General features: G+C 64.7%; 22 protein-coding genes. 13 read left to right on the top strand and 9 right to left on the bottom strand.

Features of this window, described 5'->3' with window-relative positions; genetic code table 11:
• Positions 1-2: 2 nt before the first annotated feature.
• Positions 3-992: a metal-dependent hydrolase gene (locus ALTAJ2_RS14995; protein ID WP_050031478.1), complete on the bottom strand. Its 990-nt coding sequence runs from the start codon at positions 990-992 to the stop codon at positions 3-5.
• A gap of 197 nt (positions 993-1,189) precedes the next feature.
• Here ALTAJ2_RS14995 and ALTAJ2_RS14990 point away from each other — a divergent pair, with 197 nt between their 5' ends.
• Positions 1,190-2,401 (top strand): pyridoxal-phosphate-dependent aminotransferase family protein, encoded by a 1,212-nt coding sequence (locus ALTAJ2_RS14990; protein ID WP_007108651.1) that lies wholly within the window; start codon positions 1,190-1,192, stop codon positions 2,399-2,401.
• Positions 2,402-2,426: 25 nt separating this feature from the next.
• On the opposite strand, the gene ALTAJ2_RS14985 is transcribed toward ALTAJ2_RS14990, so the two are convergent.
• Together ALTAJ2_RS14985 and ALTAJ2_RS14980 are read right to left on the bottom strand one after the other, a co-directional pair.
• Positions 2,427-2,735 (bottom strand): DUF7116 family protein, encoded by a 309-nt coding sequence (locus ALTAJ2_RS14985; RefSeq protein WP_007108650.1) that lies wholly within the window; start codon positions 2,733-2,735, stop codon positions 2,427-2,429.
• A 235-nt stretch (positions 2,736-2,970) separates the two neighbouring features.
• On the bottom strand, positions 2,971-3,210 hold the full coding sequence (locus ALTAJ2_RS14980) for a DUF5816 domain-containing protein (RefSeq protein ID WP_007108649.1): 240 nt from the start codon (positions 3,208-3,210) through the stop codon (positions 2,971-2,973).
• 178 nt (positions 3,211-3,388) lie between these two features.
• Between ALTAJ2_RS14980 and ALTAJ2_RS14975 the strand changes: the two genes are divergently transcribed.
• The gene (locus ALTAJ2_RS14975) at positions 3,389-3,799 is read left to right on the top strand and encodes a universal stress protein (protein WP_007108648.1); all 411 of its coding nucleotides are present in this window, start codon (positions 3,389-3,391) and stop codon (positions 3,797-3,799) included.
• Positions 3,800-3,820: 21 nt separating this feature from the next.
• Here ALTAJ2_RS14975 and ALTAJ2_RS14970 read toward each other — a convergent pair whose 3' ends face one another.
• Positions 3,821-4,264, bottom strand: a complete 444-nt coding sequence (locus ALTAJ2_RS14970) for a universal stress protein (RefSeq protein ID WP_007108647.1) — start codon at positions 4,262-4,264, stop codon at positions 3,821-3,823.
• Between the two features lie 80 nt (positions 4,265-4,344).
• Positions 4,345-5,346: a mechanosensitive ion channel family protein gene (locus ALTAJ2_RS14965; protein WP_049900013.1), complete on the bottom strand. Its 1,002-nt coding sequence runs from the start codon at positions 5,344-5,346 to the stop codon at positions 4,345-4,347.
• 139 nt (positions 5,347-5,485) lie between these two features.
• Here ALTAJ2_RS14965 and trmB point away from each other — a divergent pair, with 139 nt between their 5' ends.
• From trmB to ALTAJ2_RS14930, 7 genes are all read left to right on the top strand, one after another.
• Positions 5,486-6,550, top strand: a complete 1,065-nt coding sequence (gene trmB / locus ALTAJ2_RS14960; protein ID WP_007108645.1) for an HTH-type sugar sensing transcriptional regulator TrmB — start codon at positions 5,486-5,488, stop codon at positions 6,548-6,550.
• Positions 6,551-6,867: 317 nt separating this feature from the next.
• Positions 6,868-8,334 (top strand): extracellular solute-binding protein, encoded by a 1,467-nt coding sequence (locus ALTAJ2_RS14955; protein WP_007108644.1) that lies wholly within the window; start codon positions 6,868-6,870, stop codon positions 8,332-8,334.
• Positions 8,324-9,361 carry a carbohydrate ABC transporter permease gene (locus ALTAJ2_RS14950; RefSeq protein ID WP_007108643.1) on the top strand — a complete coding sequence of 346 codons (1,038 nt, stop codon included), beginning with the start codon at positions 8,324-8,326 and terminating at the stop codon, positions 9,359-9,361. Before ALTAJ2_RS14955 ends, ALTAJ2_RS14950 begins: the two co-directional genes overlap by 11 nt.
• On the top strand, positions 9,361-10,404 hold the full coding sequence (locus ALTAJ2_RS14945) for a carbohydrate ABC transporter permease (protein WP_007108642.1): 1,044 nt from the start codon (positions 9,361-9,363) through the stop codon (positions 10,402-10,404). Before ALTAJ2_RS14950 ends, ALTAJ2_RS14945 begins: the two co-directional genes overlap by 1 nt.
• A 4-nt stretch (positions 10,405-10,408) precedes the next feature.
• Positions 10,409-11,596 (top strand): ABC transporter ATP-binding protein, encoded by a 1,188-nt coding sequence (locus tag ALTAJ2_RS14940; RefSeq protein WP_007108641.1) that lies wholly within the window; start codon positions 10,409-10,411, stop codon positions 11,594-11,596.
• A 114-nt stretch (positions 11,597-11,710) separates the two neighbouring features.
• Entirely contained in the window at positions 11,711-12,826 is a 1,116-nt protein-coding gene (locus tag ALTAJ2_RS14935) for a Gfo/Idh/MocA family protein (RefSeq protein ID WP_338041744.1), read from the top strand.
• Positions 12,827-12,901: 75 nt separating this feature from the next.
• Positions 12,902-13,867, top strand: a complete 966-nt coding sequence (locus ALTAJ2_RS14930) for a sugar phosphate isomerase/epimerase family protein (protein WP_007108639.1) — start codon at positions 12,902-12,904, stop codon at positions 13,865-13,867.
• A 79-nt stretch (positions 13,868-13,946) separates the two neighbouring features.
• On the opposite strand, the gene ALTAJ2_RS14925 is transcribed toward ALTAJ2_RS14930, so the two are convergent.
• The gene (locus ALTAJ2_RS14925; RefSeq protein ID WP_007108638.1) at positions 13,947-15,356 is read right to left on the bottom strand and encodes a cryptochrome/photolyase family protein; all 1,410 of its coding nucleotides are present in this window, start codon (positions 15,354-15,356) and stop codon (positions 13,947-13,949) included.
• Positions 15,357-15,667: 311 nt separating this feature from the next.
• Between ALTAJ2_RS14925 and ALTAJ2_RS14920 the strand changes: the two genes are divergently transcribed.
• The 3 genes from ALTAJ2_RS14920 (at position 15,668) to ALTAJ2_RS20460 (ending at position 18,406) form a co-directional block, all read left to right on the top strand.
• Entirely contained in the window at positions 15,668-16,828 is a 1,161-nt protein-coding gene (locus tag ALTAJ2_RS14920) for a tubulin/FtsZ family protein (RefSeq protein ID WP_007108637.1), read from the top strand.
• A gap of 516 nt (positions 16,829-17,344) precedes the next feature.
• Complete coding sequence (locus ALTAJ2_RS19805) at positions 17,345-17,521, top strand: hypothetical protein (protein ID WP_007108636.1); 177 nt, start codon at positions 17,345-17,347, stop codon at positions 17,519-17,521.
• 408 nt (positions 17,522-17,929) lie between these two features.
• The gene (locus ALTAJ2_RS20460) at positions 17,930-18,406 is read left to right on the top strand and encodes a DUF5518 domain-containing protein (protein ID WP_394295501.1); all 477 of its coding nucleotides are present in this window, start codon (positions 17,930-17,932) and stop codon (positions 18,404-18,406) included.
• 438 nt (positions 18,407-18,844) lie between these two features.
• Here ALTAJ2_RS20460 and ALTAJ2_RS14915 read toward each other — a convergent pair whose 3' ends face one another.
• The 3 genes from ALTAJ2_RS14915 to ALTAJ2_RS14905 all read right to left on the bottom strand — a co-directional run bounded on the left by ALTAJ2_RS14915 (position 18,845) and on the right by ALTAJ2_RS14905 (position 22,482).
• Positions 18,845-19,546, bottom strand: coding sequence for a 6-hydroxymethylpterin diphosphokinase MptE-like protein (locus tag ALTAJ2_RS14915; RefSeq protein ID WP_007108635.1), 702 nt, complete (start codon positions 19,544-19,546; stop codon positions 18,845-18,847).
• A 262-nt stretch (positions 19,547-19,808) separates the two neighbouring features.
• Entirely contained in the window at positions 19,809-21,002 is a 1,194-nt protein-coding gene (gene folP, locus ALTAJ2_RS14910) for a dihydropteroate synthase (protein WP_007108634.1), read from the bottom strand.
• A 250-nt stretch (positions 21,003-21,252) separates the two neighbouring features.
• Positions 21,253-22,482, bottom strand: coding sequence for a Cdc6/Cdc18 family protein (locus tag ALTAJ2_RS14905; RefSeq protein ID WP_007108633.1), 1,230 nt, complete (start codon positions 22,480-22,482; stop codon positions 21,253-21,255).
• Positions 22,483-23,383: 901 nt separating this feature from the next.
• Between ALTAJ2_RS14905 and ALTAJ2_RS14900 the strand changes: the two genes are divergently transcribed.
• A complete protein-coding gene (locus ALTAJ2_RS14900; protein WP_007108631.1) occupies positions 23,384-24,145 on the top strand; it encodes an RNA methyltransferase in 762 nt (253 codons plus the stop codon).
• Positions 24,146-24,273 lie beyond the last annotated feature (128 nt).

The raw sequence follows: 24,273 nt of genomic DNA, 5'->3' as shown, positions 1-24,273 counted from the left end.
CCTTACGACGGCACCGCAACCACATAGACGACGACGTACGCGCCGAGGGCGACGGTCACGGCGGTCAGCGCGGTGAGTGCGATCTCGAGCAGTCCGTCGGACGACGGGAGCCGGCGAGCGCGCGAGCGGGGCAGCGTCAGCGAGGTGGGTTCCCGAACGACGCCACAGAGGAGGCCGACCCCGAGTATCGAGAAGACGAAGTGATAGGACACGTCGAGGGTCGGCGGCGTTACCGCGAGCGCGGCCACGCCGTAGGCGACGCCGACCCCCGCCCGCCGATCGACGGCTGCGAGGAGCGAACGGTCGGTAAGTCGGCAGCCGACCGCGAGCGCGAGCCAGATCGTCGCGAGTTCGATCCCGAACGCGCCGAGCAGATTGAGCGTCGGGTCCGAGTGGAGGACGAGACGCGACTCGAGAACGGGTGCTCCGAACGGGAACAGCCAGTCGGGCGGCGAGCCGGTGAGGAGGTCGCCCCACGGGTGTGACCAGAGCCCCCAGAGGGCAGCGAGGACGACCGTCGCCGGCGAGAGCGTCGACGCTCGAGCGACGCCGCGGGCGACGAGGAGACCACTCGCTGCGAACAGGCACATGACGAGCGCCGCGATCGGCCCGTCTCGGAGGACGGCGATGACGACGAGTCCCACGAGAAGGGCGATCGCAGCGCCCCGGGCGATGCGAGCGCGAGCGGAACTGCTGCGGGCGGCGAGTAGTCCGAACGCCGGTGCGGCGATCGCACCGACCACCAGCGAGTGGGTCACGGACCGGTGGACGTCGCGGCTCGCGTCCCAGAAGGCCGTCGACGCCCCGAGGGCACCGTCGGACACCTGCCACTCGAGGAGGCCGACGAGCGCGTAGACGACATCGATGTCCGGAATCGTCGCGAACGCGCCGGCGACGGCACCGACGAGGAGGGCTCGTCGAGGCTCCCAGCCCCGCCAGTCGGCGACGCACGCGGCGACGGCAAACGCGAGGAGTCCGTGACCGATAAACACGATAGTTCCGTTATGTGTCGTGAAGCCTTAAGCGGCTCGCAGCAACGATAACTGGTAGCAGGAGCCACGAAACGACTCGTGGGGAAGGACTGTCGCTGACGGGCGATACCGAGCGCATGGTGGTCCGGTCGGCCGATCGTGGCCTGTAATTCGCCGGTGCCGGTAGGCCTTTGCGAGTGGCCGGCGAGCACACGCCCATGTCTCAGGACGCGGCGAACGAGGCGGCTCGCGCGCCATCCGTCGGCGAACTCACACCACCGGATCGGACCCTGATGGGACCCGGACCGAGCGACGTGCACCCGCGCGTCCTTCGGGCGATGAGTACGCCGCTGGTCGGCCACCTCGACCCCTCTTTCGTCGAGATCATGGACGAGGTTCAGGAACTACTCCGGTACACGTTCCGGACGGACAATCAGTGGACCATTCCGGTCTCGGGGACCGGCTCCGCGGCGATGGAGGCCGCGATCGGCAACGTCGTCGAGCCCGGCGACACCATGCTCGTGCCGACGAACGGCTACTTCAGCGGCCGGATGGCATCGATGGCTCGGCGAGCGGGTGGCGAGGTCGTCGCAGTCGACGCGCCGTGGGGCGAGCCGCTCGAGTCCGACGACGTCGCGGACGCGCTGGCCGAACACGACCCCGACGTCTTCGGGTTCGTCCACGCCGAGACGAGTACGGGTGTCCTCCAGCCCGACGTGACGGAACTGACCGCCGCGGCCCACGACCACGACGCCCTCGTGATCGCCGACAGCGTCACCTCGCTGGGCGGGGTCGAGTTGCGAGTCGACGAGTGGGAGATCGACGTGGCGTACTCGGGCCCGCAGAAGTGTCTCTCCTGTCCGCCGGGCGCGAGCCCGCTGACTCTCTCGGACGAGGCCATGGAGAAGGTCCTCTCGCGCGACGAGGACCCTCGCTCGTGGTACCTCGATCTCTCACTGCTCGAGGGGTACTGGGGCGACGAACGAGCCTACCACCACACCGCGCCGATTACGAACGTCTACGCGATCCGGGAGGCCCTGCGGCTGGTCGCCGAGGAAGGCATCGAGCAGCGCTGGGCCCGCCACGAACGCCTGGCCGGCGCACTGAAAGCCGGCGTCGAGGCGATGGGGCTCGAGATGAACGCCCCCGACGAGTACTGGCTGCCGAGTCTCAACGCCGTCCGCGTTCCCGACGGGATCGACGACGGCGCGGTCTGTAACGCCCTGCTCGAGCAGTACGACCTCGAGATCGCCGGTGGGCTGGGCGATCTCGCCGGCGAGATATTCCGGATCGGCTGTATGGGTCACTCCGCGCGCCCGGAGAACGTGATCTACGTCGTGACGGCGCTGGGCGACGTCTTGGAATCGATGGGCGCGGCCGTCGATCCGGGCGCAGGTGTCACTGCGACGCGCAACGCGCTCGAAGAATAAGGTGGCCGGACGCTGTCGGCGGTTTTTACGCTGTTACTCGCGGTCCTGGCGGCGCTCGTTCGACCTGATAGTCTTCCCCGTCGACGACGATAATCGCCCACTCGTAGTTCGGATTCGTCCGCTCGAGTCGCGCCTCGAGATCGTCGGCGTCCTCGGGTTCGGCGACGAAACAGTGAAACTGCCCCGACGCGGGCGACGGGAGCTGTCCCGTCTCGAGGACGGCGTTTACGTGAACGACTTTCCATGCTCGTTCGGCGCGGAACTCGGGGCCGTTGCCTTCGACGGTGTAGCCCAGTTCAGCGAAGATCGACCTGGCCTGCTCGACGAGTCGCATGTTAACAGGACCCATTCACTACCGTCTATGTCGCCATCCACCATAAATGTTAGTGCGTGACAAGAGGAGCGGGTGGGACTCGTCGAAGCGAGTCCCCGCCTCGAAAGGAGGATTCGCCCGTGTCGGCGCGGAGCCGACGTGCGGTCAGTAATAGATATTTACCGGCCGTTCTACGGGGTCCACGGCCGCAAAGGCGGTCGAACGAGGACTCGAGCGGCGCGGCAGTCAGAGTCGATCACTCGTGGGCGGCGTCCCACTCGGTAGGCTTGCGGAAGTTCCCACACCGGTTGCATTTGATTCGACCCATCGAATCCATCGCGTTGTCGAGGCTCTCGCAGTTCGTACAGAACCACCCATACCGATGGTTCGTGTCTGGCGATTCGTAGGCGACGAGGAACGCTCCTTTCGATCCCCTGTCGCCATCCGTCTCCGAAACGTAGACGGTGTCGCCGTCGTCGGTCGACCTGCTTTGCATGCCCGCTCGTAGGCTTGCACCCGGTAAATGACTGTCTTTCCGGGTCGAATTCGCCGCCGCGAGCGGTTCGCCGAATCCGGAATCCAATCCGTGTTATATACCACCGCATGAGACAGGTACTCATCCCTGATAGTCCGTACTGAAAGGTTTACCCGCTCGGAAGGCGTTCGGATGCCTAATGTCGCTGGTCGTGGTTCCCGTTCGGTATCCGCTGTCGAAACACTCGCGGCGAACGCTCGAGCAGGCGATCGAGATCGCTCGCGAGCGCGACGCGGCGCTGACGATACTCCACGTCGACCTGTACCAGAACGGGAAGAAAACAACGCGAATGGATCTGAAAAGCGCCGTCGAGCGGACCTTCGGACGGCTCGAGAACGCGCGGTACGTCGTCCGTACCGGCTTCCTCGTCGAGGAGAGCATTCTCGACGAGGTCGGGGCGGAGGGTGCCGACGCCGTCGTCATCGGGACCAAACAGGCGAGTCGGCTGCGACGGCTCTTCCAACGCCTGACGGATAACCCGGACATCGACCGCTATCTCCGAGCCCACCTCGACTGCGAAGTCATCACGGTCGATAGCGCACGCGCGTGACCGCAGTCGAAAACTGGCCGCTCACTCGTCGGCACCGGCGTTTCGAACGACGAACACCGGAACCGAGGCGTTGTCGACGACGCGCTCCGAGACGCTCCCTAACGACGTTACCTTTTCTCGTGGGCTTTTGCCGCGCGTCCCGATCACGATCAGGTCGATCCCCGCCTCGTCGGCGTACTCGAGGATCGTCTTCGCGGGCGTCCCGTGGCGAACTTCGCCGACGGTCTCGAGACCCGCCGCTGCCGCCCGTTCCTCGACATCGGCGACCGCGTCCCGTCCCTCGTCCTCGAGCGAGCGCTCGAGGTCGGCACCGGTCTCGTCGTCGGCCGCGGCGGTGACGCGGCTATCGACGACGTACAGCGAGTGGACCGTCGCATCGTTGTCCGCGGCGAGCGGCAGTCCGTGAGCGAGTGTCTCGGGAACGGTATCGCTTCCGTCCGTCGGGATGAGAATATCGTCGTACATCTGTCGACTGACTGCGCATTGAACCGGGGACAGCATAAATCACCCCCACGATACCGAGCGAGCGGAAACGCCGGCCGCCGTCACTGATCCGTCGGGTCCGCAGGGCGCTCGCCCGCCGGTCCCGGTGACCGGGACGGGTTCGTGCGCGGTCGCTCGAAGCCGGAGTCGTCGACGGACACGCGGGCGACGCCGCTGCTTCCGTCGAAGACGTGGTGACGACGCGGGTAGGCGAACTCCGCATCGATGTCGGCGAAGCGCTCGTTGATAGCGTCCTGAACCGCCGATCGGACGACGGTCTGCTTGTAGGGGTGGTTCATCCAGAAGAACAGCTCGAGGGCGATCCCGTGATCCCCGTACTCGGCGATGTAACAGGAGGGAGCGGCGGCGTAGCGGGCGCTGCCGATCCGGATGTCGGGGCCGCCGGAGATCACTTCGTCGACGCTCCTGGCTGCTCGTTCCGCGGCCTGTCGCGCCGCCTCGAGATCGCTGTCGTAGGTGATATCGAACCCGATGGAGATTCGCGTCCGTTCGTCCTCCGCGGAGAAGTTGACGACGTCGCGCGCGTGGATTTCGGAGTTGGGGATGACGATGAAGGTATTCTGGAGCGTGAAGATCTTCGTGTAGCGGATCGTGATGTCCTCGACGAATCCGCGGTGGCCGGCGTCGGTGACTTCGATCATGTCGCCGATCTCGTAGGGGCGATCCGCGAGGATGTAGAGGCCGTTGATCAGACTCCCGACCAGCGGCGCGAGCACGATCGCGATCACGGCCGAGATGACGGTCACCGAGAGGAGGATCTGCGTGTCGCCGACGCCGAGGATGCCGGCCGCGACGCCGATCGCCCAGAGCAACACGGCGAGTCTGACGCCACGGAGCACGGTCCGCGTGACGCTCGGTCGTTCGATTCTGCGAGCGACCGTGCGACCGGCGACCCGAACGGCGAGTTTCGAGAGGTACCAGCCGACAGCGAGGACGAAGAGGGCCAGCGCGATTTCGACCGCGAGTTCGGGCGTCCCGCTCGGCAGCACAGCCTGAGCCGCCTCGACTACCGAACTCGCATCTCTCTGGAGGACCTCGCGCATACCAAGAGGCTCAGGCCCGTTGTGGTTAAGCGTTCTGACCGTCAGCTTCGGGGACCGAAACCCGGACAACCCGATTTCGAAAACGCGTGCTACTCGAAGTATAATAAATCATTTAGCGGTCGGGGTCGTAGCGACCGGTATGGCACCAGACGAACTTCGCTCGACCGTCGAGCGCGTCGGGGACCGCTTTAACCTCGGCGAGTACGAGATCGACGCCTACCTCACCGTCCTCGAGCAGGGTCAGCTCACGGCGAGCGAGATCGCGGACCGAACGGAGATTCCCCAGCCTCGCGTCTACGATACCGTCCGCAGCCTCAGTGATCGCGGACTGGTCGAACTGCGGGAGTCCCGCCCGATGAAGGTCGTCGCGATCGATCCCGGGGAGGCCTTCGACGACGTCCAGACCTCCTTCGAGCAGATGATTTCGGAACTCGAGGCCCGCTACACCGCGCCGGCCCGCGATACGGAGGCCGTCTCCCTCGTGAAATCGCGATCGACGATCCTGCGCTATCTCGAGGAGGTCATCGACGCCGCGGAGTACGAACTCTCCCTGTCGCTGACGCCGGACCTGTTGACGCGGTTCGAGGCGGAGTTGCGCACGGCGGTCGAGGCCGGCGTGAGCGTCGACCTCATCGTGACGCCCGCGAGCGAAGCGCCCGATCCCTCGGAGTTCGAATACGGCGCGGTCGCGTCGACCGCCCGTGCTCGGCGGGGGATCACGACGCCGGTCGTCGCCGTCGCCGACGGCAACTACTCGGTCTATGCCACCCAGGACGCCCTGCGCGACGATCAGGATCGATACGGCGTTATCTTCAACCGTTCAGCGCTCGGCTTCCTCATCTCCGGGTTCTTCGGGACGGTCCTCTGGACGACCGCCGAGCGGGTGCTGGGCGAGGACGGAACCGATCGAACGTACCCCCGGAAGTACGCCTCGATCCGCCGGTGTGTAAAGGACCTCATCGAGGAGGGCGGCGAGTTCTACGCGACCGTCGAGGGCCGGGACGTCGAGGTCGGCGGCCAGCGGATCGTCCGCGGTCGCGTCCGCGACATTTCCTTCGAGGTCAGCGAAGAGGTCGCCAGCCTCACGATCGAAACCGACGACGGCGACGTTTCCGTCGGTGGCCGCGTCGCCGCACTCGAGGATATCGAAGCCCACGAGATCCACATCGGCCGGGACGAACCGCCGACGCTCGAGGATCGCTGATCCCGCCACTGGAACCGACCGTGCCGGGAGCCGACTTCGCCGCGCCGATCCGGCCGGGCACGCCGAACCGGGGTACTGAATTTGCCGCGTTCCGTACGGCGAGCAGCCACGTAGGCCGTCGGCCGGCATCTGCCGACCGCTGTCGGCCAATCGGTAATTAGCGCTCTCGAGGCAGGTCCGGCCGGTAACGGGCCGCCGTCCGTGCCGCCGGCGCTCGACGGATGGAATCCGTAATCGAAACGAAATCCGAACACTCAGATTTTATTACGATATTTATAGCCAATAATTAAGATGGTGAACGTAGTCCGTTGTCTCGCATGGGACGCGATACCACCGGACAGTATGACCGCGCCCGTCTGAGACGGCGGTCGTTCCTGACGGCCGCATCGGCATCGACGGTGGGAGCGGTCGCCGTCACCGGCTGTCTCGGTCGGGGTCGCAGCCCGAATACCGTGGTGATGACTGCCGACTCGGGTGTCGCGGGGATCATACACAGCGACGGCGACGAGCCTTCGGTTCAGCAGGCACTCTGGGACGCCGGCCTCGACGAAGACATCCGGGTCGAGATCCAGACCGTCGTCAGCGACTCCGCATCGCGGATGCAGACGGCTCAGTCGGCGCTCGAGGCGGGTCGGGCTCCGCCCGACATCCACATGATGGACAGCGGCTGGACGGTTCCTTTCATTCTCCGGAACCAGACGGTAAACCTGACCGCAGAGCTCTCGAACGATGTCCTCGAGCGGGTCAATGATCAGTACCTCGATGCGATCCTCAGGACGGCGCGCGATCCGCAGTCCGGAGACCTCCACGGGCTGCCGTTCTTTCCGGACCTGGGGTTCACGCTGTACCGTGAGGACCTGATCGAAAACGCCGGCTACGACACCAACAACTGGCCGTCGGAACCGCCGTCCTGGGAGGAGTTCTCGGCGGCGGTCCACGATGCACGTGATCAGGCCGGCCTCAACTACGGGTTCACGACGCAGGCGGCCGCCTACGAGGGGTTGTCCTGCTGTACGTTCAACGAAGTGATGACGTCCTGGGGTGGGGCATACTTCGGCGGGGTCGACAACCTCTTCACCGCGGGCGATCGGCCGATCACCGTCGACGAGGAGCGCTGCATCGACGCGATCCGGATGATGCGCTCGTTCATCGAGGGCGAGGAGCAACACACCATGGACGGCTACGCCCAGATCTGTCCGTCGGCGATCGTCCAATGGACCGAACAGCAGTCACTCAACCCGTTCGCCAACGGCGCAGCCGTCTCGAACCGCAACTGGTCGTACGCGATCGCGGAGACGGGTACGGAAGACGTCTTCGGCGAAAACCTCGGGGTCACGACGCGACCGTACGCGGTCTCTCGGCAGGAAGCCAAGTACGACGGCACCGGTGGCACCATTGCGGCACTGGGCGGTTGGAACCTCGCCGTGAGCCCGTTTTCCGAGCGACAGGAGCAAGCACTGCAGGTCCTCGAGGCCTTCGCCACCGAGGAGGTCATGCTCACGGTCTTCGAACTCGGGGGCTACTTACCGCCGAACCTCGACCTGGTCGCGGAGGCCAGTCCGGACGAGGTCGGGCCCGTCGCTCGCTACGGCGACGTGGTCCAGCGGGCCAGCGAGAACGCGGTCCCGCGACCGGCGACCGACCTCTGGCCGGAACAGTCCGCACTGATCTACCAACCGGTCAACGCGGCGTATCGCGGCGAGCGATCCCCCGAGGTCGCGATGAGCGACCTCGCGGCAGAACTCGAGCAGAGCGAAGCCGAGGTGGAGACGAATGGCAACTGATACGGACGGGTTGATCGGCGGCGAGTCCGGACGGGAACGAGACCGTGAACGGACCGGTAACCCCGTCGTCAACTGGATGGAAGGGCTGAGCGAGGCGGCATACGCGTACCTGCTGTTGCTGCCGGCGTTCGCGTTGCTGACGCTGATCGCGTTCTATCCGATGCTCCGAACGTTCGTCATGTCGCTTCGCGCCAACCAAACGCGAGGACTCGACCCCCTCGGGGGGTTCGTCGGCATCGAAAACTACGTCGACATCCTCACCGGGAACGCGCGACTGGCCCGGCAGTTCCTCGACGTCGGACTGACCTCGTCGTTTCCGTTTATCGAACTCGGAACCCCGTTCTTCCAGCAGGCGCTGTTCGTCACGCTCGCCTTCGCGGTCATCAGCGTCATCTTCGAGACGGTGATCGGGTTCGGCCAGGCTTACGTGCTCGACCAGGAGTTCACGGGGCGTCGCTGGGTCCGCGTGGCGATCATCCTCCCGTGGGCGGTGCCGATCGTCATTCAGGGGATGATCTTCTTCCTGCTGTTCCAGCCGACGGTCGGGTTCGGCTCCGATCTCATGCAGAGCATCGGGGTCTTCAGCGGGACGCCGCTGGCCAACAGCCGGGACGCGTTCATCATCATCCTCGTCGCCGACATCTGGAAGTCGTCGGCGTTCATGGCCCTGCTGATCCTCGCGGGACTCCAGAGCGTCGATCGAAGCCTCTACGACGTCGCCCGCGTGGCCGGGGCCTCGCCGTGGCAGCGATTCAAGATGATCACGCTGCCGCTCGTGATGCCGGCCCTGCTGGTCGCGATGCTGTTCCGAACCATGGACGCGATGCGCGTCTTCGGACTGATCGAGTCGACTGCCGGCTGTACGACCGTTCCCTCGCTGAGTTGTCTCGTCGTCGAAGCGATGTTCGGCGGGACTCGCATCTACGCGACGGCCGCCGCCGTGGCCTTCGCCACGGCACTCGCGATCGGCCTGATCATCGGCGGCTACGTGCTCCTCTTCCGTGACACCGAAGGAGGGATGTACTGATGTCCGATTCAACGGAGTCCACCGATCCGAACGACACTGGAGGTATCGACGACGCTGGCGGCGGCCCGCCGCGAGACCCGACCCTCCGCCGACCCGACGGCGGGACGACGGTCCTCGAGGACGACCGCGACGCCGAACTCGACCGTGGCCCGTTCCAGCGGTGGGTGGCGAACTCCATCTCCCATCCCGAGCGGGTGTACCGGGCGATGTTCTACGTCGCAGCGATCTTCTTCCTCGTGACGACGCTGTTCCCGTTCTACTGGCTGCTCATGGTCGCACTGACGCCGGAAGGACAGCTTCAGGACATCGTCTTTACGCCGAACGGCTTCAATCCGGGCGCGTTCGTCGAGGTCTTCGAGGTCATCCCCTTCCACGTCTACATGTTCAACAGCTTCGTGATCGCGCTCGCCTCGACGGTCGTCGTCCTCGTCATCGCCAGCCTCGCCGGCTACGCCTTCGGTCGCCTCGAGTTCCCCGGCCGGACCCCGCTCATGCTGCTCGTGCTGGTTATTTCCTTCTTCCCGCCGGCCGCGTTCTTCATCCCGCTGAACGACCTCTTCAACACCTCGTTCGTGTTCCTCGAGCCGGTCACCGGCGACGGGACGCTCTACAACACGCCGTTCGCCCTCGTGACCCCGCTGTCGGCGATCTTCATGCCGCTCGCGATCTTTATCCTCACGACGTTCTACGGACAGATCCCGGACGGCCTCGAGGACGCGGCTCGGGTCGAGGGGACGACTCGGCTCGGTGCGTTGTTCCGGGTCATCATCCCGCTGTCGGCACCGGGCGTCGCGACGGCCGGCGTGTTGACCTTCATCGCCGTCTACAACGAGTTCTTCTTCTCGTTCCTGATGACGGACGGCCAGCCGGAAAACTGGGCGCCCATTCTCGACGGGATTCTCGCGTATCAAGGGCAGTACGAAGTCCTGTACAATCTCATGGCGGCCGCGAGCATCCTCGGGGTCATCCCCGTCGCGATTCTCGTGGTGATCGCGCAGGAAAAGATCGTTAGCGGGCTGACTGCGGGCGCACTCAAAGAGTAAGACAATGTCACGAGTCCGACTCGAGAACATCACGAAACGGTACGGAGACGAAACGGCGGTCGACGACATCAGCCTCGAGGTCGAAGACGGGGAGTTCGTTACTTTCGTCGGCCCCTCGGGCTGTGGGAAGTCGACGACGATGGAGACGGTCGCGGGGTTGACCCGGCCGACCGAGGGGCGGGTCTACATCGGCGACGACGACGTGACCGATCTCGCCCCGAAGAACCGGGGCGTCGCGATGGTCTTCCAGAACATCGCTCTGTTCCCGCACATGGACGTCTACGAGAACATCTCGTTCGGGCTGCGCCTCCGAAAGTACGACGACGAGGAGGTCCGGCGGCGCGTCGAAGAGGCCGCCGATATCGTCCAGCTCGAGGGCATGCTCGATCGGATGCCCAAGGAGATGTCCGGCGGCCAGCAACAGCGGGTCGGGATCGCCCGCGCGATCGTGCGCAACCCCGACGTGTTCCTGATGGACGAGCCGCTGGCCAATCTGGACGCGAAGCTGCGCGTCCACATGCGGACCGAACTCCAGCGGCTCCATCGGGAGCTGGATGCGACGGTGATCTACGTCACCCACGATCAGGCCGAGGCGATGACGATGTCGAACCGGATCGCCGTGCTGAACGACGGCCGACTCCAGCAGATCGCCCCGCCGCTGGTCTGTTACAACGAACCCACAAACCTGTTCGTCGCCGGCTTCATCGGCTCGCCGTCGATGAACTTCGTCGAAGGGACGCTCGTCGAGGGCGGCCTCGAGACGAACAACTTCACCGTCGATCTCGATCCGTCCCGGCTGCCGGACGTGGCGGTCGGCGACGCCGTCACGCTCGGGATCAGACCGGAGGACGTCCATCTGTCGTCGTACGCGGAGTCGCTCGCGTCGTCGACGGACCGGATCGACGCCCGAACCGACGTCTTGGAACCGATGGGCGACGAGGTCTTCGTCTACCTGCTGCTCTCCGAGGCCGCCACGGGCTCGATGGAACAAGACCCCGCGGCGTCACCGAACCAGTTGCTGATGAGCGTCACGCCCGACACGGAGATCGAGGCGGGCCAGGACGTCGATGTCGTCCTGGACCGGTCGAGGATTCATCTCTTCGATACCGCGACCGGTGACGCGCTGGTTCACGACATCACCGACCTCCCCGAACGAGAGCCCGGGACGACGCCGACCGAAGCCGACAGCTGAGCGCCCTCGGTGCCGGAGCGTTCTCGAGAGCGATCCCCGCCGCAGAGCGCTCGGCGTTTGGCGACGGACGGAAGTTCCTCGAGCCGAAGAGTTCTATATAGCGGATGTGGGTGTATCAGTCCGAACGGAGACGAACGTTGGCAGTGCCAAAACACCAGGGAAATGATAGAAGATCGATCGGAAATCGAAACCGGGATCGTCGGCCTCGGCAACATCGGCCAGTATCACGCCGAGCGACTCGTCGACCTCGGCGTGACGCTCGCCGGGGGCATGGACGTCGTCGCTGAGGCGCGAACGCGCTTTGCACGACGGTACGACGTGGACGTCTACGACGACCACCACGAACTATACGATGCCATCGACGCGGTCATCATCACGACGCCGAACAAGTACCACGAGGAGTACGCCATCGACGCCTTCGAGCGGGACCTCCACGTCCTGTTGGAAAAGCCCCTCGGTCACTCGACGGAAAGCGCCGAGCGAATCGCTACCGCGGCAGCAGCGTCGGACGGCTGCGCGATGGTGGGGTTCAACAACCGCTTTGCCAACACGGTCCGAATCGTGAAAAACCGGATCGATCGGGGCGAACTCGGCGACGTGTCCCACGTCGAAGCGAACTACGTCCGGCGGCGCGGCATCCCGGGTCGGGGCTCGTGGTTCACCCGGCAGCAGATCGCTGGTGGCGGTGCACTGATCGATCTCGGCGTTCACGCCGTCGATCTCGCCCTCTACCTGCTCGGCTATCCCGAGGTCGAGGAGGTAAGCGGCATCGCCCGCAGCGAGTTCGGCTCCCGTGAGGAGTACGCCTACCTCGACATGTGGGCCGACGACGCGGGACCCGACGGGTTCGACGTCGACGACTCCGCCAGTGCCTTCATCCGCTGTGCGGGGAATCGAACGATCTCGCTCGAGGTCGCGTGGGCGACCAATCGGCCGGCGACCCACGAATTCGTCGCCCGCGGGACCGACTCCGCGGCCCGCTTCGACCTCCTCGACGGCGATCTCACGATCCACTCGGCGAGCAAGGTCGGACCGGATCATCTCGAGGATACGACCATCGAAACGCGCCAGAACGACACTCACTCGGACGAACAACGGGAGTTCTTCGATCGGATCGTCGGCGAGGGCACGCGCGGGAACAGTATCGAAGAGGCCCTCACGGTCCAGCGGGTCATCAACGGCATCTACCGCTCGAGCGACGCCGGCCACACGGTTCCGATCGAGGAGTGAAACGCGGGCGACCGGTCGACGCCACCGAGTGCCTGCCAGCCCTCGTTTTATTTTTCCGGCCGTGCTGGCACGCCCATGGAGATCGGCGTGCATACCCCACCGCTGGCCGACGAACCGCTCGAGAGCGCGCTGCCCGACCTCGACGGACTCGGCGTCGGGGCGATCGAACCGGGCGTCGGCGGGCATCCGGGACAGGACCACCTCGAGCGGGCCGCATACCTCGACGACGAGAGCGAACAGGCGGCACTCCGCGATCTGCTCGAAGAGTACGACATGCGGATCAGCGCGCTCGCGACCCACAACAATCCGCTCCATCCCGACGACCAGCGGGCCGAGGAGGCCGACACCGAACTCCGCGAGGCGATCCGACTGGCCGCCCAACTCGAGGTCGGGACCGTCACTTGCTTCTCGGGACTCCCGGCCGGCGGGCCGAACGACGAGGTGCCAAACTGGATCACGGCCCCGTGGCCGCCCGAACACGCCGCCGCGCTCGAGTACCAGTGGGAGCGGGCCGTCGACTACTGGGGTGAGATCGCGGCTCTAGCCGCCGATCACGAGGTCGATATCGCGATCGAGATGCATCCGAACATGCTGGTCTACGAGCCCCACGGCCTGGCACGGCTACGCGAGGAGACCGGCGAGCGGATCGGGGCGAATTTCGATCCGTCCCACCTCTACTGGCAAGGGATCACGATCACCGACGCGATCCGCTATCTGGGCGAGCGCGACGCGATCCACCACGTCCACGCCAAGGATACCAAGATCTACGACGCACAGGCCCGCGAAAAGGGAGTTCTAGACACGACCGCCTACGACGACGAACCCAACCGCTCGTGGCTCTTCCGGTCGGTCGGGTACGGTCACGACGAAACCCACTGGAAGGACATCGTCTCGACGCTCCGACTGGTCGGCTACGACGGCGCCCTGAGCATCGAACATGAGGATTCCCTGACCAGTTCGCGGGAAGGCCTCGAGAAGGCGATCGACCTCCTCGAGCGGGCGATCTTCGAGACCCAGCCCGGAGACGCCTACTGGGCGTAGGCCGACCTCGGCGGCCACTCGTCGGCCGACTCCGTCGACGGCGTTCCGACCCACTCCCGAACGACGAGGCGGCGCGACCCTACTCCGACGACTCGCCGCGCGCCCGTTCGAAGAGTTCGATGGCTCGGTCCCGACGCTCGGCGTGGTCGACGATCGGCCCCGGATAGTCGGGGGCGATCCGCTCGCGCTCGGCCGGCTCGAGGTCGTGCCAGCCGTGGATGTCCGCGGCAGTCGCGTCCGCGAGTTCGGGGACGTACTCGCGGATGTACTCGGCGTCGGGATCGTACTCACGGCCCTGTTTCATCGGGTTGAACACCCGGAAATACGGCTGGGCGTCGGTCCCGGTCGATCCCGCCCACTGCCACCCGCCGACGTCGTTTGCGGTGTCGTGGTCCGCCAGTTTCTCCCGGAACCAGGCGTAGCCCGCGCGCCAGTCGGTCAGGAGGTCCTTCGTCAGGAAAGAGGCGACGAGCATCCGCACGCGGTTGTGCATCCACCCGTCCGCGCGGAGTTGGCGCATCCCCGCGTCGATGATCGGATACCCCGTCGTGCCGGCTTTCCAGGCCTCGAGCGCGTCGGGATCGTCGCGCCAGTCGATCTCGTTGTCGTAGCCGCTGAAGTCCTCGGTGACCGTGTTCGGGTTGAACGCGAGGACGTGGGCGTAGAACTCTCGCCAGGCGAGTTGGCGCTGGAACTCGCGGACGCTCTCGCGATCGGCGTCGCGCTCGGCTCGGTCGGCGGCGCGCTCGGTGGCGGCGTACAGTTCCCGCGGCCCGATCGTTCCCCACTTGAGGTGTGGCGAGAGCCGGGAGGTCCCGCTTTCGGCGGGATAGTCGCGCAGCGCGGCGTACTCGTAGATCGGTCCCGAACAGAAGTCGGCCACCCGCTCCCGGGCCGCCGCCGTCGTCACCGTCGGCGGCGTCGCCTCGGGCTCGTCGAACCCGAGATCCGCGAGCGTCGGAATCGGGTCGCCCGAGACGGCCGCGAGGTCGCTCGACTCGGGCTCGTCGGCCGGCGCTCGCTTGTCGCGGTCGCGCCACTTCTTCCAGAAGTAGGAAAAGACCGAGTAGTGATCGCCCTGATTCGGCGTAATCGACCCCGGTTCGTGGTGGACCGCATCGTGGACCGACTCGGCCGTGATCCCCTCGTCCGCGAGCGCCGCCCGGACGGCCTGGTCGCGTTCCCGGGCGAGTCCGCTGTAGTCCTCGTTCCAGACGACCGTCGCGGCGTCGTGTGCCGTCGCGACCCGGGGTACGGCCGCGCTCGCCTCGTCCCGCACCACGAGCAGGTCACTCCCGTGCGCGTCGTACCACGACCGAAGGCTCTCGAGGGCCTCGAGCAGGCATGCGACACGGACCGGCGAGGCGTGTTCGAGGACGGACGGGTCGAGCACGAACAGCGGGACGACGGGCTCGTCGGCCGAGGCGGCGCGTGCGAGCCCGCGGTTATCACCCGGACGGAGGTCCCGACGGTGCCAGTGAACGATCATACCCGGATCTGACGGGCGGAGAACGGAAAACGTGGGGGTATCGACGCGCCACGAGCGACGATTCGTTCGGGGTACGACTGCACTGCCACGTCGTCGGTGCCCGACTGATGCGGACAGTTAGCTTCCAATGGGAGTCACGGCTTACAGAGGGTAACGAATTCGTGAGTGTATTTTCTTCGAGTATATGCGGCTCATAACAATGCCTACGTCCGCGGATTCACGGGACGTGGAACCCGTTCCGATCCCGGCTGATCCGCCCGGCGACGCTATCCGGTCGCGGTCGCGCCGGGGAACGGCCACGTCAGACAGCTATGAAACTCGCACTCATCGGCTTCGGTCAGGCAGGCGGGAAGGTCGTCGACGAGTTCCTCGCGTTCGACGACGCGATCGACGGCGGCTTCGTCGAATCGGCGATCGCGATCAACTCGGCGACGACGGACCTCAAAGGCCTCGACCGCGTCTCCGTGGAGAACCGAGTCCTCATCGGACAGGCACGCGTGAAAGGCCACGGCGTCGGCGCTGACAACGAACTCGGCGCGGAAATCGCCGAGGCGAACATCGACGAACTACAGGGCGCGATCGATCGGATTCCGGTCCACGAGATCGACGCGTTCCTCGTCGTCGCTGGCATGGGCGGCGGCACCGGGAGCGGCGGCGCGCCGGTCCTCGCGAAACACCTCCAGCGGGTCTACACCCAACCCGTCTACGGGCTGGGTATCCTCCCCGGCACGGACGAGGGTGGCATTTACACGCTCAACGCAGCCCGCTCGTTCCGGACGTTCGTCGACCAGGTCGACAACCTGCTGGTCTTCGACAACGACGCCTGGCGCAGCGCCGGCGAGTCCGTCGAAGGCGGCTACGACCGCATCAACCGCGAAATCGTCGAGCGGTTCGGCCTCCTCTTCGCCGCCGGCGAGGTTCGGGAAGGCGATCACGTCGCCGAGAGCGTCGTCGACTCGAGCGAGATCATCAACACGCTCTCGAACAGCGGCGTCTCCACGGTCGGCTACGCCAGCGAGACGGTCGAGATCGACGACGGCCTCCTGTCGTCGCTGACCGCCGACGACGAGTTCGACGAAGGATCGGCGACGAACCGACTGACCAGCCTCGTCCGCAAGGCAACCCTCGGCCGCCTCACGCTCCCCTGCGACGTCGCCAGCGCCGACCGCGGCCTGGTCGTCGCGAGTGGTCCGCCGAACTACCTCAATCGCAAGGGCGTCGAACGCGGCCGCCAGTGGCTCGAGGACGAGACCGGCAGCATGGAGATCCGCGGCGGGGATTACCCGATCACGGTTCGGGACGAGGTCGGGACGATCGTCCTGCTGTCGGGCGTGACCGACGTGCCGCGGATCGACCAACTCCAGGAGGTCGCGATCGAGGCTCAGGAGACGACCGCGGACGTGCGGGCGACCGCCGACGAGGACTTCGCGTCGCTGATGGACACTGGCGACGAACTCGACGCGCTGTTTTAACACCCGCGAGCGCGATCCCATCGATCCCGTTCGGGACGAGCACGTCGATCGAACGACGGGAGCGGTCGTGCAAACGGAGTTAGGAACGAATTACCACGCGACGGAGCGAGCGGCGTTCAGTATACCGAAACAATAACACTCACAGAGGACGAGGTCCGTTCTCTTGAGCGGAGACTGAACCCCGTCGAAAAATCAACCCCGAGGCGGACAGCCGCGTCCGCAGGGCGGGCCTCGAGCGGCGGGGAGCGCGGGCGGCGACGGTCGTTTTCGCGCCGCTTGCAGTAGATATAAGTGCCAACGAGTCAACGGATATACTGGAAGCAGTCTCCAAAGGTAAGGGGACGTATCGAAACGTCCCGGGTGCTGGTACCACCCGAGACTCGCTTCCAAATCCCTGCGGGGATTTGCAAGCAATGATTGCGTACATTCTACCGGGATATAAACGTCCCGCACGACCGCGGAATCGCCCGACTGCAGGAGTGTCATCGCCGTCCCCCCGCTCGAGGTGTGCGACCCATGCGTAGCGGCCGCGACGGCGATCCGGACGACGACTCGCCGCCCCCGGAGTGCCCGCGCTGCGGTACCCCCATCGGATTCCTCACCGTCTCCGGCCCCATGACCGCCTCCGCGAGCCCCTGTGGCTGTACGGTGCCGCCGAAACTCGTCCACCGCGACAACTATAGTAGCAACTGAAAGTCATTGTACACCTGATCGCACGACGGCGTTGCGATCAGTGTGTCAATCGTTTCAGTTGCTACTATACGGGCTCGCTCGAGCCCCGACAGTCACCCGGCCGGGCGGCAGGAGCCTTCGGAACCACCACCACCACGTCGACATCGTCCGTCGGTCGGCCGGGCTGTAATCGGGACCTCGAGTGAATATGTTTTGCAGAAACTATCGGAGAGACGTAGTGACCGTAACAGATCCATGTCGAATTTATGAGTATATACTATGTTCGACGATAACGACTCAGAGGACGGGTCTAGTCAAAGCGAAGACGTTCAGAAGGACGATGCTCGAGACGAGTGAACGGTTTTTCTTTCATTCCCTGTATTCAAAGAATACTTGATATCGGGACGAGATACTACATTCATAGACACTATGGGCTCCAACAGTAATGACCACTCACTGGAAAAAACATACATGGGGGTGGACGTTCTCCTCGGTGTTATCTCAATACCGTTCACAGTAATTCTGACGTCCGATCCGTCGATGATTTACTTGACTCCGGTTCTCGTGGCCGGTTTCCTGTCCGGGCTGTACTCCGGGACACACTCTGGGTCGGTGAAACGTGCCGGCCTTCGAACTGGGGCCATCGGTGGCTTACCGGTAGTCTGGTCCTCTGCGGATCTCGTCGTAGCAGAGCTTTCAGCACCGCTTGACATTCTGGCTCTTGCGAACGTGGTGGGAGTGCTGTGGTCTCTCTTCGTGATCACATTCAGTGCGTTACTGTCGGCACTCTGTGCAATCGCCGGGTGCTGGGTATCACACACACAGTCACAGGCTCTGTGTAGCGAGGGGACTGAAGCCCTTCGAACAGGTGATTTGGTCCCAATTCATCGAATCACTCTCCTGTGAGTACTGACGCCAATCTCTATGTGACACTGGGTGGGCTGTTGATCTGGACGGTTCTGACTGGTGAGGAGAAGAGCGGCGTTGCTCAGCAACCCACCCGGAAATGGCGACAGCGGATTCGCCCCTACCGGAACGGGTATCTGGATAGACATGGTTCTATGACATATGTCGGCAGGTCATAACGATCGGTGATATTCTCGACCGACTGCTCATGAGGAGACAGGAGAACGGGCCCACGATGCGATCGATGATGCGAAAAGCACTCGAGGTGGCGTTGCTCCCGGGAGACGACGGAACGGTTATCGAGGAGTGTCGTCGGTGTGGGACGACGCTCGAGTCGACGCTCGCGCACTGTCCAGCCTATAGTCGAAACCGGAGTCAGCGGCGTCGGTCACGCCGGGAGTCGGTAGTTGGAGGTAAATCGAGGACCGACAAGTCCCGTTACGGGATCGGGAGTGCGGTCGTCTCGATGGTGTCGCGTCGGCCGTCGAGCACCGCGAATCGCTCGTCGCGGCGCGTCTCGAGCCAGAAGAGGAGGCGTTCGGCCCACTCGAGTTTGCGCGCTTTCGGCGGGTCGACCGCGGGATCGTCGAAGTCCCAGCCGACGAAGACGAGTCGAGCGGCTCCGGCGTGATCGGCGAGAAACGCGGCCCGGTCGCCGTCGGTAAAGCCGCCGACGTTCCGGACCGGGCCGTACGGCGCGGCCTGTGTCGTCGGCAGAACGTACTCGTGGTCGCAGTTCGGAACGACCGTCCGGATCGCGTCGAGATTGTCGCCGTGACCGTGAACCGCGACCGGGACGCCCCGCGCGGTGAGTCGCTCGACGGTCGCCGGGTTCTTGTCGAGATCCGTCACCATACAGTCCACCTCGACGCCGTGGGCCGCGAGGGTGTCGACGGCCGTCGATGCGGCGACGACGACATCGGCCTCGCGCGCCCGCTCGAGGGATCGGTCGGTCTCGAGAGACGGCCCCGCTCCCGCCACGGCGACGGTCGTTTCGGGGCCGATCGGCAGTTCGGAGGGGTCGAACGACGTCTCGAGAAGGGACGCGAGACGATCGCGCCCACGCTCGTCGCCGGCGCGATCGTAGCCGAAATCCCGGCGGATCGCCTCGTAGACGGGTTCCCAGTCGTCGAACTCCATGTGACCGTCTTCGACGCTCTACCCGTTTGTGTGTTCGGTCTCGGGAGACCGAGAGCAGGGCCGAATAGCAGCGAGCATCACTGCGTGTCAGGAGTGATGGGGTACCCACAATACTCCGTAGCTGGACCCAGTTCGCACTGGGCAATGTAGTAGCGCAATAATTCCGTGTTATGGGCCGGGGGTCGCCTCCAAAGTACCCCTACCCGGGAGGCTACCCCGGCGTCCACTCCCTCCTTTTGAAGCATCCGGCATAAGCTTTCTCTTAACGCAGCAGCCTTGACAGCTTCTCTCCGAGGGCCCCGATGTCGCCGGTTTTTCCGGCGAGACGACCTGAAACATCGGAAACGGCCGTCGCCGATCCTATAAGAAGAAGGTCGCCGTCGGACGACGGCTGGATGACCGCACCGTGTTCCGCTGCGATCGACGTCAGCCGCTCGCTCGCGTCGTCATCGAGACCCTCGATCTCGAGCAGTTGGGTTCCCCAGTCGTCCGCGAACGTGGGATCGATCCCGCGCTCTCTGAGATGGGTCCGAAACGCGCGGGTCGAGTCCACGTCCAGTTGCGAGATGGTGACCCCGCCGATACTGGCGCTTGTACGCTCGGTAAAGGCCTTCCCGATCAGCGCCGCGTCCCGCGTTTCGGCCACGTCGTGGGTCCGAATCACGTGTGCCCCGCGTTCGACGGCCATCGAAGTCGCCGCCAGACTCACCGGTAACCGCTCGTCGGTCTCGCGGTCCGCGAGTTCGCCGAGGAAGTTCTTCCGATTGATCGAGACCAGCATCGGTCGGTCGAGCGCACGGAACTCGTGGAGTCGGCGGAAGGTATCGCGGTCGTCGGCGAGCGTCTGGGCCTCGCTCCAGCCGCCGAACGCGGGATCGACGATCGTCTTGTCCGTGATCCCGTTTTGTTTGAGCGCCTCGTAGACCTGCTCGACGTAGTCGGCCTCGGCGGCCCACTCGGGGGACTTCCGCGCCGCCCAGTCGGTCTCCTCGACGGCACCCGGCCGCTCGAGATCGGGCGGACTCGCCATCTTGGCGACGGCGACATCGTAGTCCTCGCAGACGGTCGGCAGCTCGGGATCGGCGAAGCCGCAGATGTCGTTGACCATGTCGAACCCCTGCGAGAGAGCCTCGTCGGCTACCTCGGCGTACCGCGTCTCGATCGAGAAGATCGCGTCCCCGGAAACGCTCTCGATCGTCTCGAGCGCGACGGACAGCCGCTCGAGTTCCTCTTCGGCCGAGAGCACGTCGAAGCGCTTGTTCGCCGACTCGAGGCCGATATCGACGATGTCGGCCCCCTCATCGATCAGTTCCTCGTCGACGTAACGGGCCGCCTCGCCGGGGTCGTCGAAGACGCTCGGATCGTACGGCGATTCCTCGCTGACGTTCAATACGCCCATGATTCGGGGCGGGTACTCGTCACCGATCCCGAGGCCGGCAGCGTCGACGCTGTCCATACTCGGTCTGTGGAAGCGAGGCAAAAAGGCATCGTGGTTCCGGCGAGCCGCTATCGCCTCCTCGCGTAGCTCGCCCCCGAGGACGACCGCGTCGGTTAGTGGGCCGCCGGAGCGTCGTTAGTGTAGCAGAGAGTTGGTCAGCCCACACCGATTGGAGAACCGTCGAATAGAACCGGAGGTCGTGAGGTGTGGCCGTTAGGCCGATGGTCCTCCGCGGAACGATGCGCCAGTCGGACGCTCGGCCGAGTCGTCACTCGCCGTCCTCGAGGACGGCGAGTCGCGAATCCCGCAGGAGGACCTTCTTGACGATCGAGGGGTTCTCGAGCAGACGGTGTTTCGCGTGTGCGCCGCGGCCGCGACCCCGGCCCTCGCGTTCGGACTGGATCACGTTGAGGAAGTTCTGTTCCTGGAGGATCTCCTGGACGCGGCGTTCCGAGAGCACGTCGAAATCGAGTCGACGTGCGACCTCCTTGTACTGGTTGTAGATGATCTTCGTCGGGAACTCCTTCTCCGAACTGTTCTCGGTCAGCAACGTCAACGAGTAGAGGATCGCCTTCGCCTGCTGGGGCGAGCCCTCGATCAGTTCGTTGAACCGGTCGGCTTCGGTCTTCTCCTTGGCGTCGCGGACGTGATCGGCGGTGACCCGCGTGTCGTTTTGTTTCTTCGCGATCCGACCCGCGTTCCGGAGGATATCGATCGCCTTTCGCGCGTCGCCGTGTTCCTGGGCGGCCAGCGCGGCGGTCAGCGGAATCACGTCGTCGGAGAGCACCCCGTCGTGGAAGGCGTCGCGCCGTTTCTCGAGGATCTCGACGAGTTGGTTGGCGTCGTACGGCGAGAAGACGAGTTCGTCCCGCGAGAGGCTCGATTTGACGCGTTCGGAGAGGTGATCTGGGAAGTCGATCTTGTTCGAGATGCCGATGATCCCGATACTCGAGTCCGAGATACGGCGGTTTTCGCCGGCTCGGGAGAGTTTACGCAGTACTTCGTCGTCCTCGAGCATGTCGATCTCGTCCAGGATGACGATGGTCACGTCGGTACAGTGATCGATGGCCTGCCAGAGGCGCTTGTAGTAGTCGCCGGTCCCGAGCCCGCGGTCGGGGATGGTGACCCCGCTCGCATCGGGTTCGTTGACGAGTTGGGCGATCGTCTTGACGATGGAGGCTTCCGTGTTCTGCTCGCCACAGTCGATGAAGGCGTACTTGACCGTGATATCGTCGTGCTCGGCCTCGGTGATCACGCGCTGGGTGACCGACCGCGAGATAAGCGATTTACCGGTTCCGGTCTTGCCGAAGATAAACAGGTGGTTGGGTTCGCTCCCGAAGATAGCCGGGTTCAGGGCGTCCGCAACCCGTTGCATCTGCTCGTCACGACCGACGATCCGATCCGGACCGGGCAGGTGCGTGATCTCGAGCAGGCGCTCGTCGGCGAAGACCGGATCGTCGTACCGAAAGAGCGGGTCTCGATCGTCGTTGGCGGACATTGCGATATCCAGCCCCTTCCAACTGGATTGAAATAAAGGTATGGAGATCGATCGCGGATGTAAATAACCCTCGTGAGTGGGCTGAATCGGAGGATAACAGCGGTATATCGGAGCCGCTGTCCCAGGGCCACCCTCGCGCTTCTAACCGAGGCGGGACGTGACCGTCGGCGGACACCCCCATCGCGGATGTAAGGCTCGCACGAACGAGTCGGTGTGAGCGCCACTCGGTCCGGTTCGGGGAATCCGATCGAGTTCTTTTCACGAGGACAGAACGACGGCGAATGCATCGGAAACGGCCCGGAAAGACCGTAAACGAGCGGTTAGCTGGTTCCAGTCGGGGGACACACCCCCCTCGCGTTTGTAACGGCAACAGCGTAAGGGTGGGAACAGCTGATCCCGAAATATTCGTGTTTAGATCCCGATTTCGGCCCGAATTTACATCCGCGGAGATGGTGTGTTCCCAAACAGGGACCCCACACGGAATTCCCGTTACAAACGCGAGGGGGGTGTGTCCCTCTCCCACTGTGTACGATGTCAGGCTCTCCCTCGAAAAGGCGCACGTATGCGCCGTCAAACGCGTCTCTCCTCGTTTCCCGTAACAACTAGTTACTAGACTAGTTTAACCAGAACCGAGAAAGAGCAGAAGAAAGTAGCACTCGGACTGCAAAGGACGCGAACTGTGGGAAACGTGGACACTCGAGCGTGCGTGAGGGACCCGAACGGAACACACGTGAGAGGACTCGCACGAGGCGGCGAACGCGTTTCTTTTTGCGTTCCCGTTCGGTACTCCAGGTATGCACACGCTCATCGCGACGACGGGACCGTCGGACGCGCTCACGTCCCATCGTCTCCGAACCGGTACGGTCACCCATCGTCTCGAGTCCATCGCACCGACGACCCAATGAGTGACGACGCCCCCGATACCCGGACGGACGTGGATCGGACGCCGCCGGCCGTCGCCGTGGTCGACGCACAGTCACCGGGTAACGTCGGAACGATCGCTCGCGCGATGAAGAACTTCGGCTTCGAGGACCTCCTGTTGGTCGACCCGCCCGAACTGGACCCCGACGGCGAGGCCTACGGCTTCGCGGGACACGCTCGCGAAGACGTCCTTCCCGACGCCGACGAGATCACGTTCGACCACCTCGCCGAGAACTACCACACGATCGGCTGTACGGCGGTGACGAACGAGGATGACCGTAGCCACACGCGGTTTCCCTACTCGACGCCGGCGGCGTTGGCCGAGCGATTGCCGACCGTCGAGGGGCCGACCGCGCTCGTCTTCGGTCGCGAGCGCGTCGGCCTGACGAACGAGGAACTCGCCCGGATCGACGAGATCTGCTCGATCCCCGCGAGCGCCGAGTACCCTGTGCTCAATCTCGGGCAGGCCGCCACGGTAACTCTCTACGAACTCCGCTCGCTCACGCTCGAGGAAACGCAGTTACCCGATCTCGAGCGCGTCCGCGCGCCCGAACAGACGATCGATCGGCTCTACGACCAGTGGGCGGCGCTGCTCGAGGAGATCAACCACCCGGCGGAGAAACGCGACAAGACGATGCGGATGCTCCGCCGGGTGTACGGACGGGCCGACCTGACCGAACGCGAGGCGACCACGTTGGTGGGTCTCCTCCGGCGGGCGACCGACCGGCCGGCCGAAAACTGACTCTCGGGCAGTAGGTATCGACTCGTCGGGCTGAGGAAGCTGTCAACCCGTCGGCCTAAAACTGTCAAATCGATCAACACAGCCTCTCTCGATGGCCATTACAGTAATACGGTCCCGGTAACCACGAC

It is taken from the genome of Natrinema altunense, from assembly GCF_000731985.1.
GTDB lineage: Archaea > Halobacteriota > Halobacteria > Halobacteriales > Natrialbaceae > Natrinema > Natrinema altunense.
Note: the sequence above shows the minus strand (reverse complement) of the source record. Positions and strands in the feature narration are given on the sequence as shown.

Coding starts and splice junctions, on each gene's coding strand:
- ALTAJ2_RS14965 (WP_049900013.1), bottom strand. CDS start 5,346: ATGCGCGAGGTCCTCCAGAGAGATGCGAGTTCGGTAGTCGAGGCGGCT.
- ALTAJ2_RS19805 (WP_007108636.1), top strand. CDS start 17,345: ATGCGTAGCGGCCGCGACGGCGATCCGGACGACGACTCGCCGCCCCCG.
- ALTAJ2_RS14985 (WP_007108650.1), bottom strand. CDS start 2,735: ATGCGACTCGTCGAGCAGGCCAGGTCGATCTTCGCTGAACTGGGCTAC.
- ALTAJ2_RS14940 (WP_007108641.1), top strand. CDS start 10,409: ATGTCACGAGTCCGACTCGAGAACATCACGAAACGGTACGGAGACGAA.
- ALTAJ2_RS14980 (WP_007108649.1), bottom strand. CDS start 3,210: ATGCAAAGCAGGTCGACCGACGACGGCGACACCGTCTACGTTTCGGAG.
- ALTAJ2_RS14920 (WP_007108637.1), top strand. CDS start 15,668: ATGAAACTCGCACTCATCGGCTTCGGTCAGGCAGGCGGGAAGGTCGTC.
- ALTAJ2_RS20460 (WP_394295501.1), top strand. CDS start 17,930: ATGGGCTCCAACAGTAATGACCACTCACTGGAAAAAACATACATGGGG.
- ALTAJ2_RS14945 (WP_007108642.1), top strand. CDS start 9,361: ATGTCCGATTCAACGGAGTCCACCGATCCGAACGACACTGGAGGTATC.
- ALTAJ2_RS14950 (WP_007108643.1), top strand. CDS start 8,324: ATGGCAACTGATACGGACGGGTTGATCGGCGGCGAGTCCGGACGGGAA.
- ALTAJ2_RS14955 (WP_007108644.1), top strand. CDS start 6,868: ATGGGACGCGATACCACCGGACAGTATGACCGCGCCCGTCTGAGACGG.
- ALTAJ2_RS14975 (WP_007108648.1), top strand. CDS start 3,389: ATGTCGCTGGTCGTGGTTCCCGTTCGGTATCCGCTGTCGAAACACTCG.
- ALTAJ2_RS14915 (WP_007108635.1), bottom strand. CDS start 19,546: ATGGAGTTCGACGACTGGGAACCCGTCTACGAGGCGATCCGCCGGGAT.
- ALTAJ2_RS14990 (WP_007108651.1), top strand. CDS start 1,190: ATGTCTCAGGACGCGGCGAACGAGGCGGCTCGCGCGCCATCCGTCGGC.
- folP (WP_007108634.1), bottom strand. CDS start 21,002: ATGGACAGCGTCGACGCTGCCGGCCTCGGGATCGGTGACGAGTACCCG.
- ALTAJ2_RS14930 (WP_007108639.1), top strand. CDS start 12,902: ATGGAGATCGGCGTGCATACCCCACCGCTGGCCGACGAACCGCTCGAG.
- ALTAJ2_RS14970 (WP_007108647.1), bottom strand. CDS start 4,264: ATGTACGACGATATTCTCATCCCGACGGACGGAAGCGATACCGTTCCC.
- ALTAJ2_RS14900 (WP_007108631.1), top strand. CDS start 23,384: ATGAGTGACGACGCCCCCGATACCCGGACGGACGTGGATCGGACGCCG.
- ALTAJ2_RS14925 (WP_007108638.1), bottom strand. CDS start 15,356: ATGATCGTTCACTGGCACCGTCGGGACCTCCGTCCGGGTGATAACCGC.
- trmB (WP_007108645.1), top strand. CDS start 5,486: ATGGCACCAGACGAACTTCGCTCGACCGTCGAGCGCGTCGGGGACCGC.
- ALTAJ2_RS14905 (WP_007108633.1), bottom strand. CDS start 22,482: ATGTCCGCCAACGACGATCGAGACCCGCTCTTTCGGTACGACGATCCG.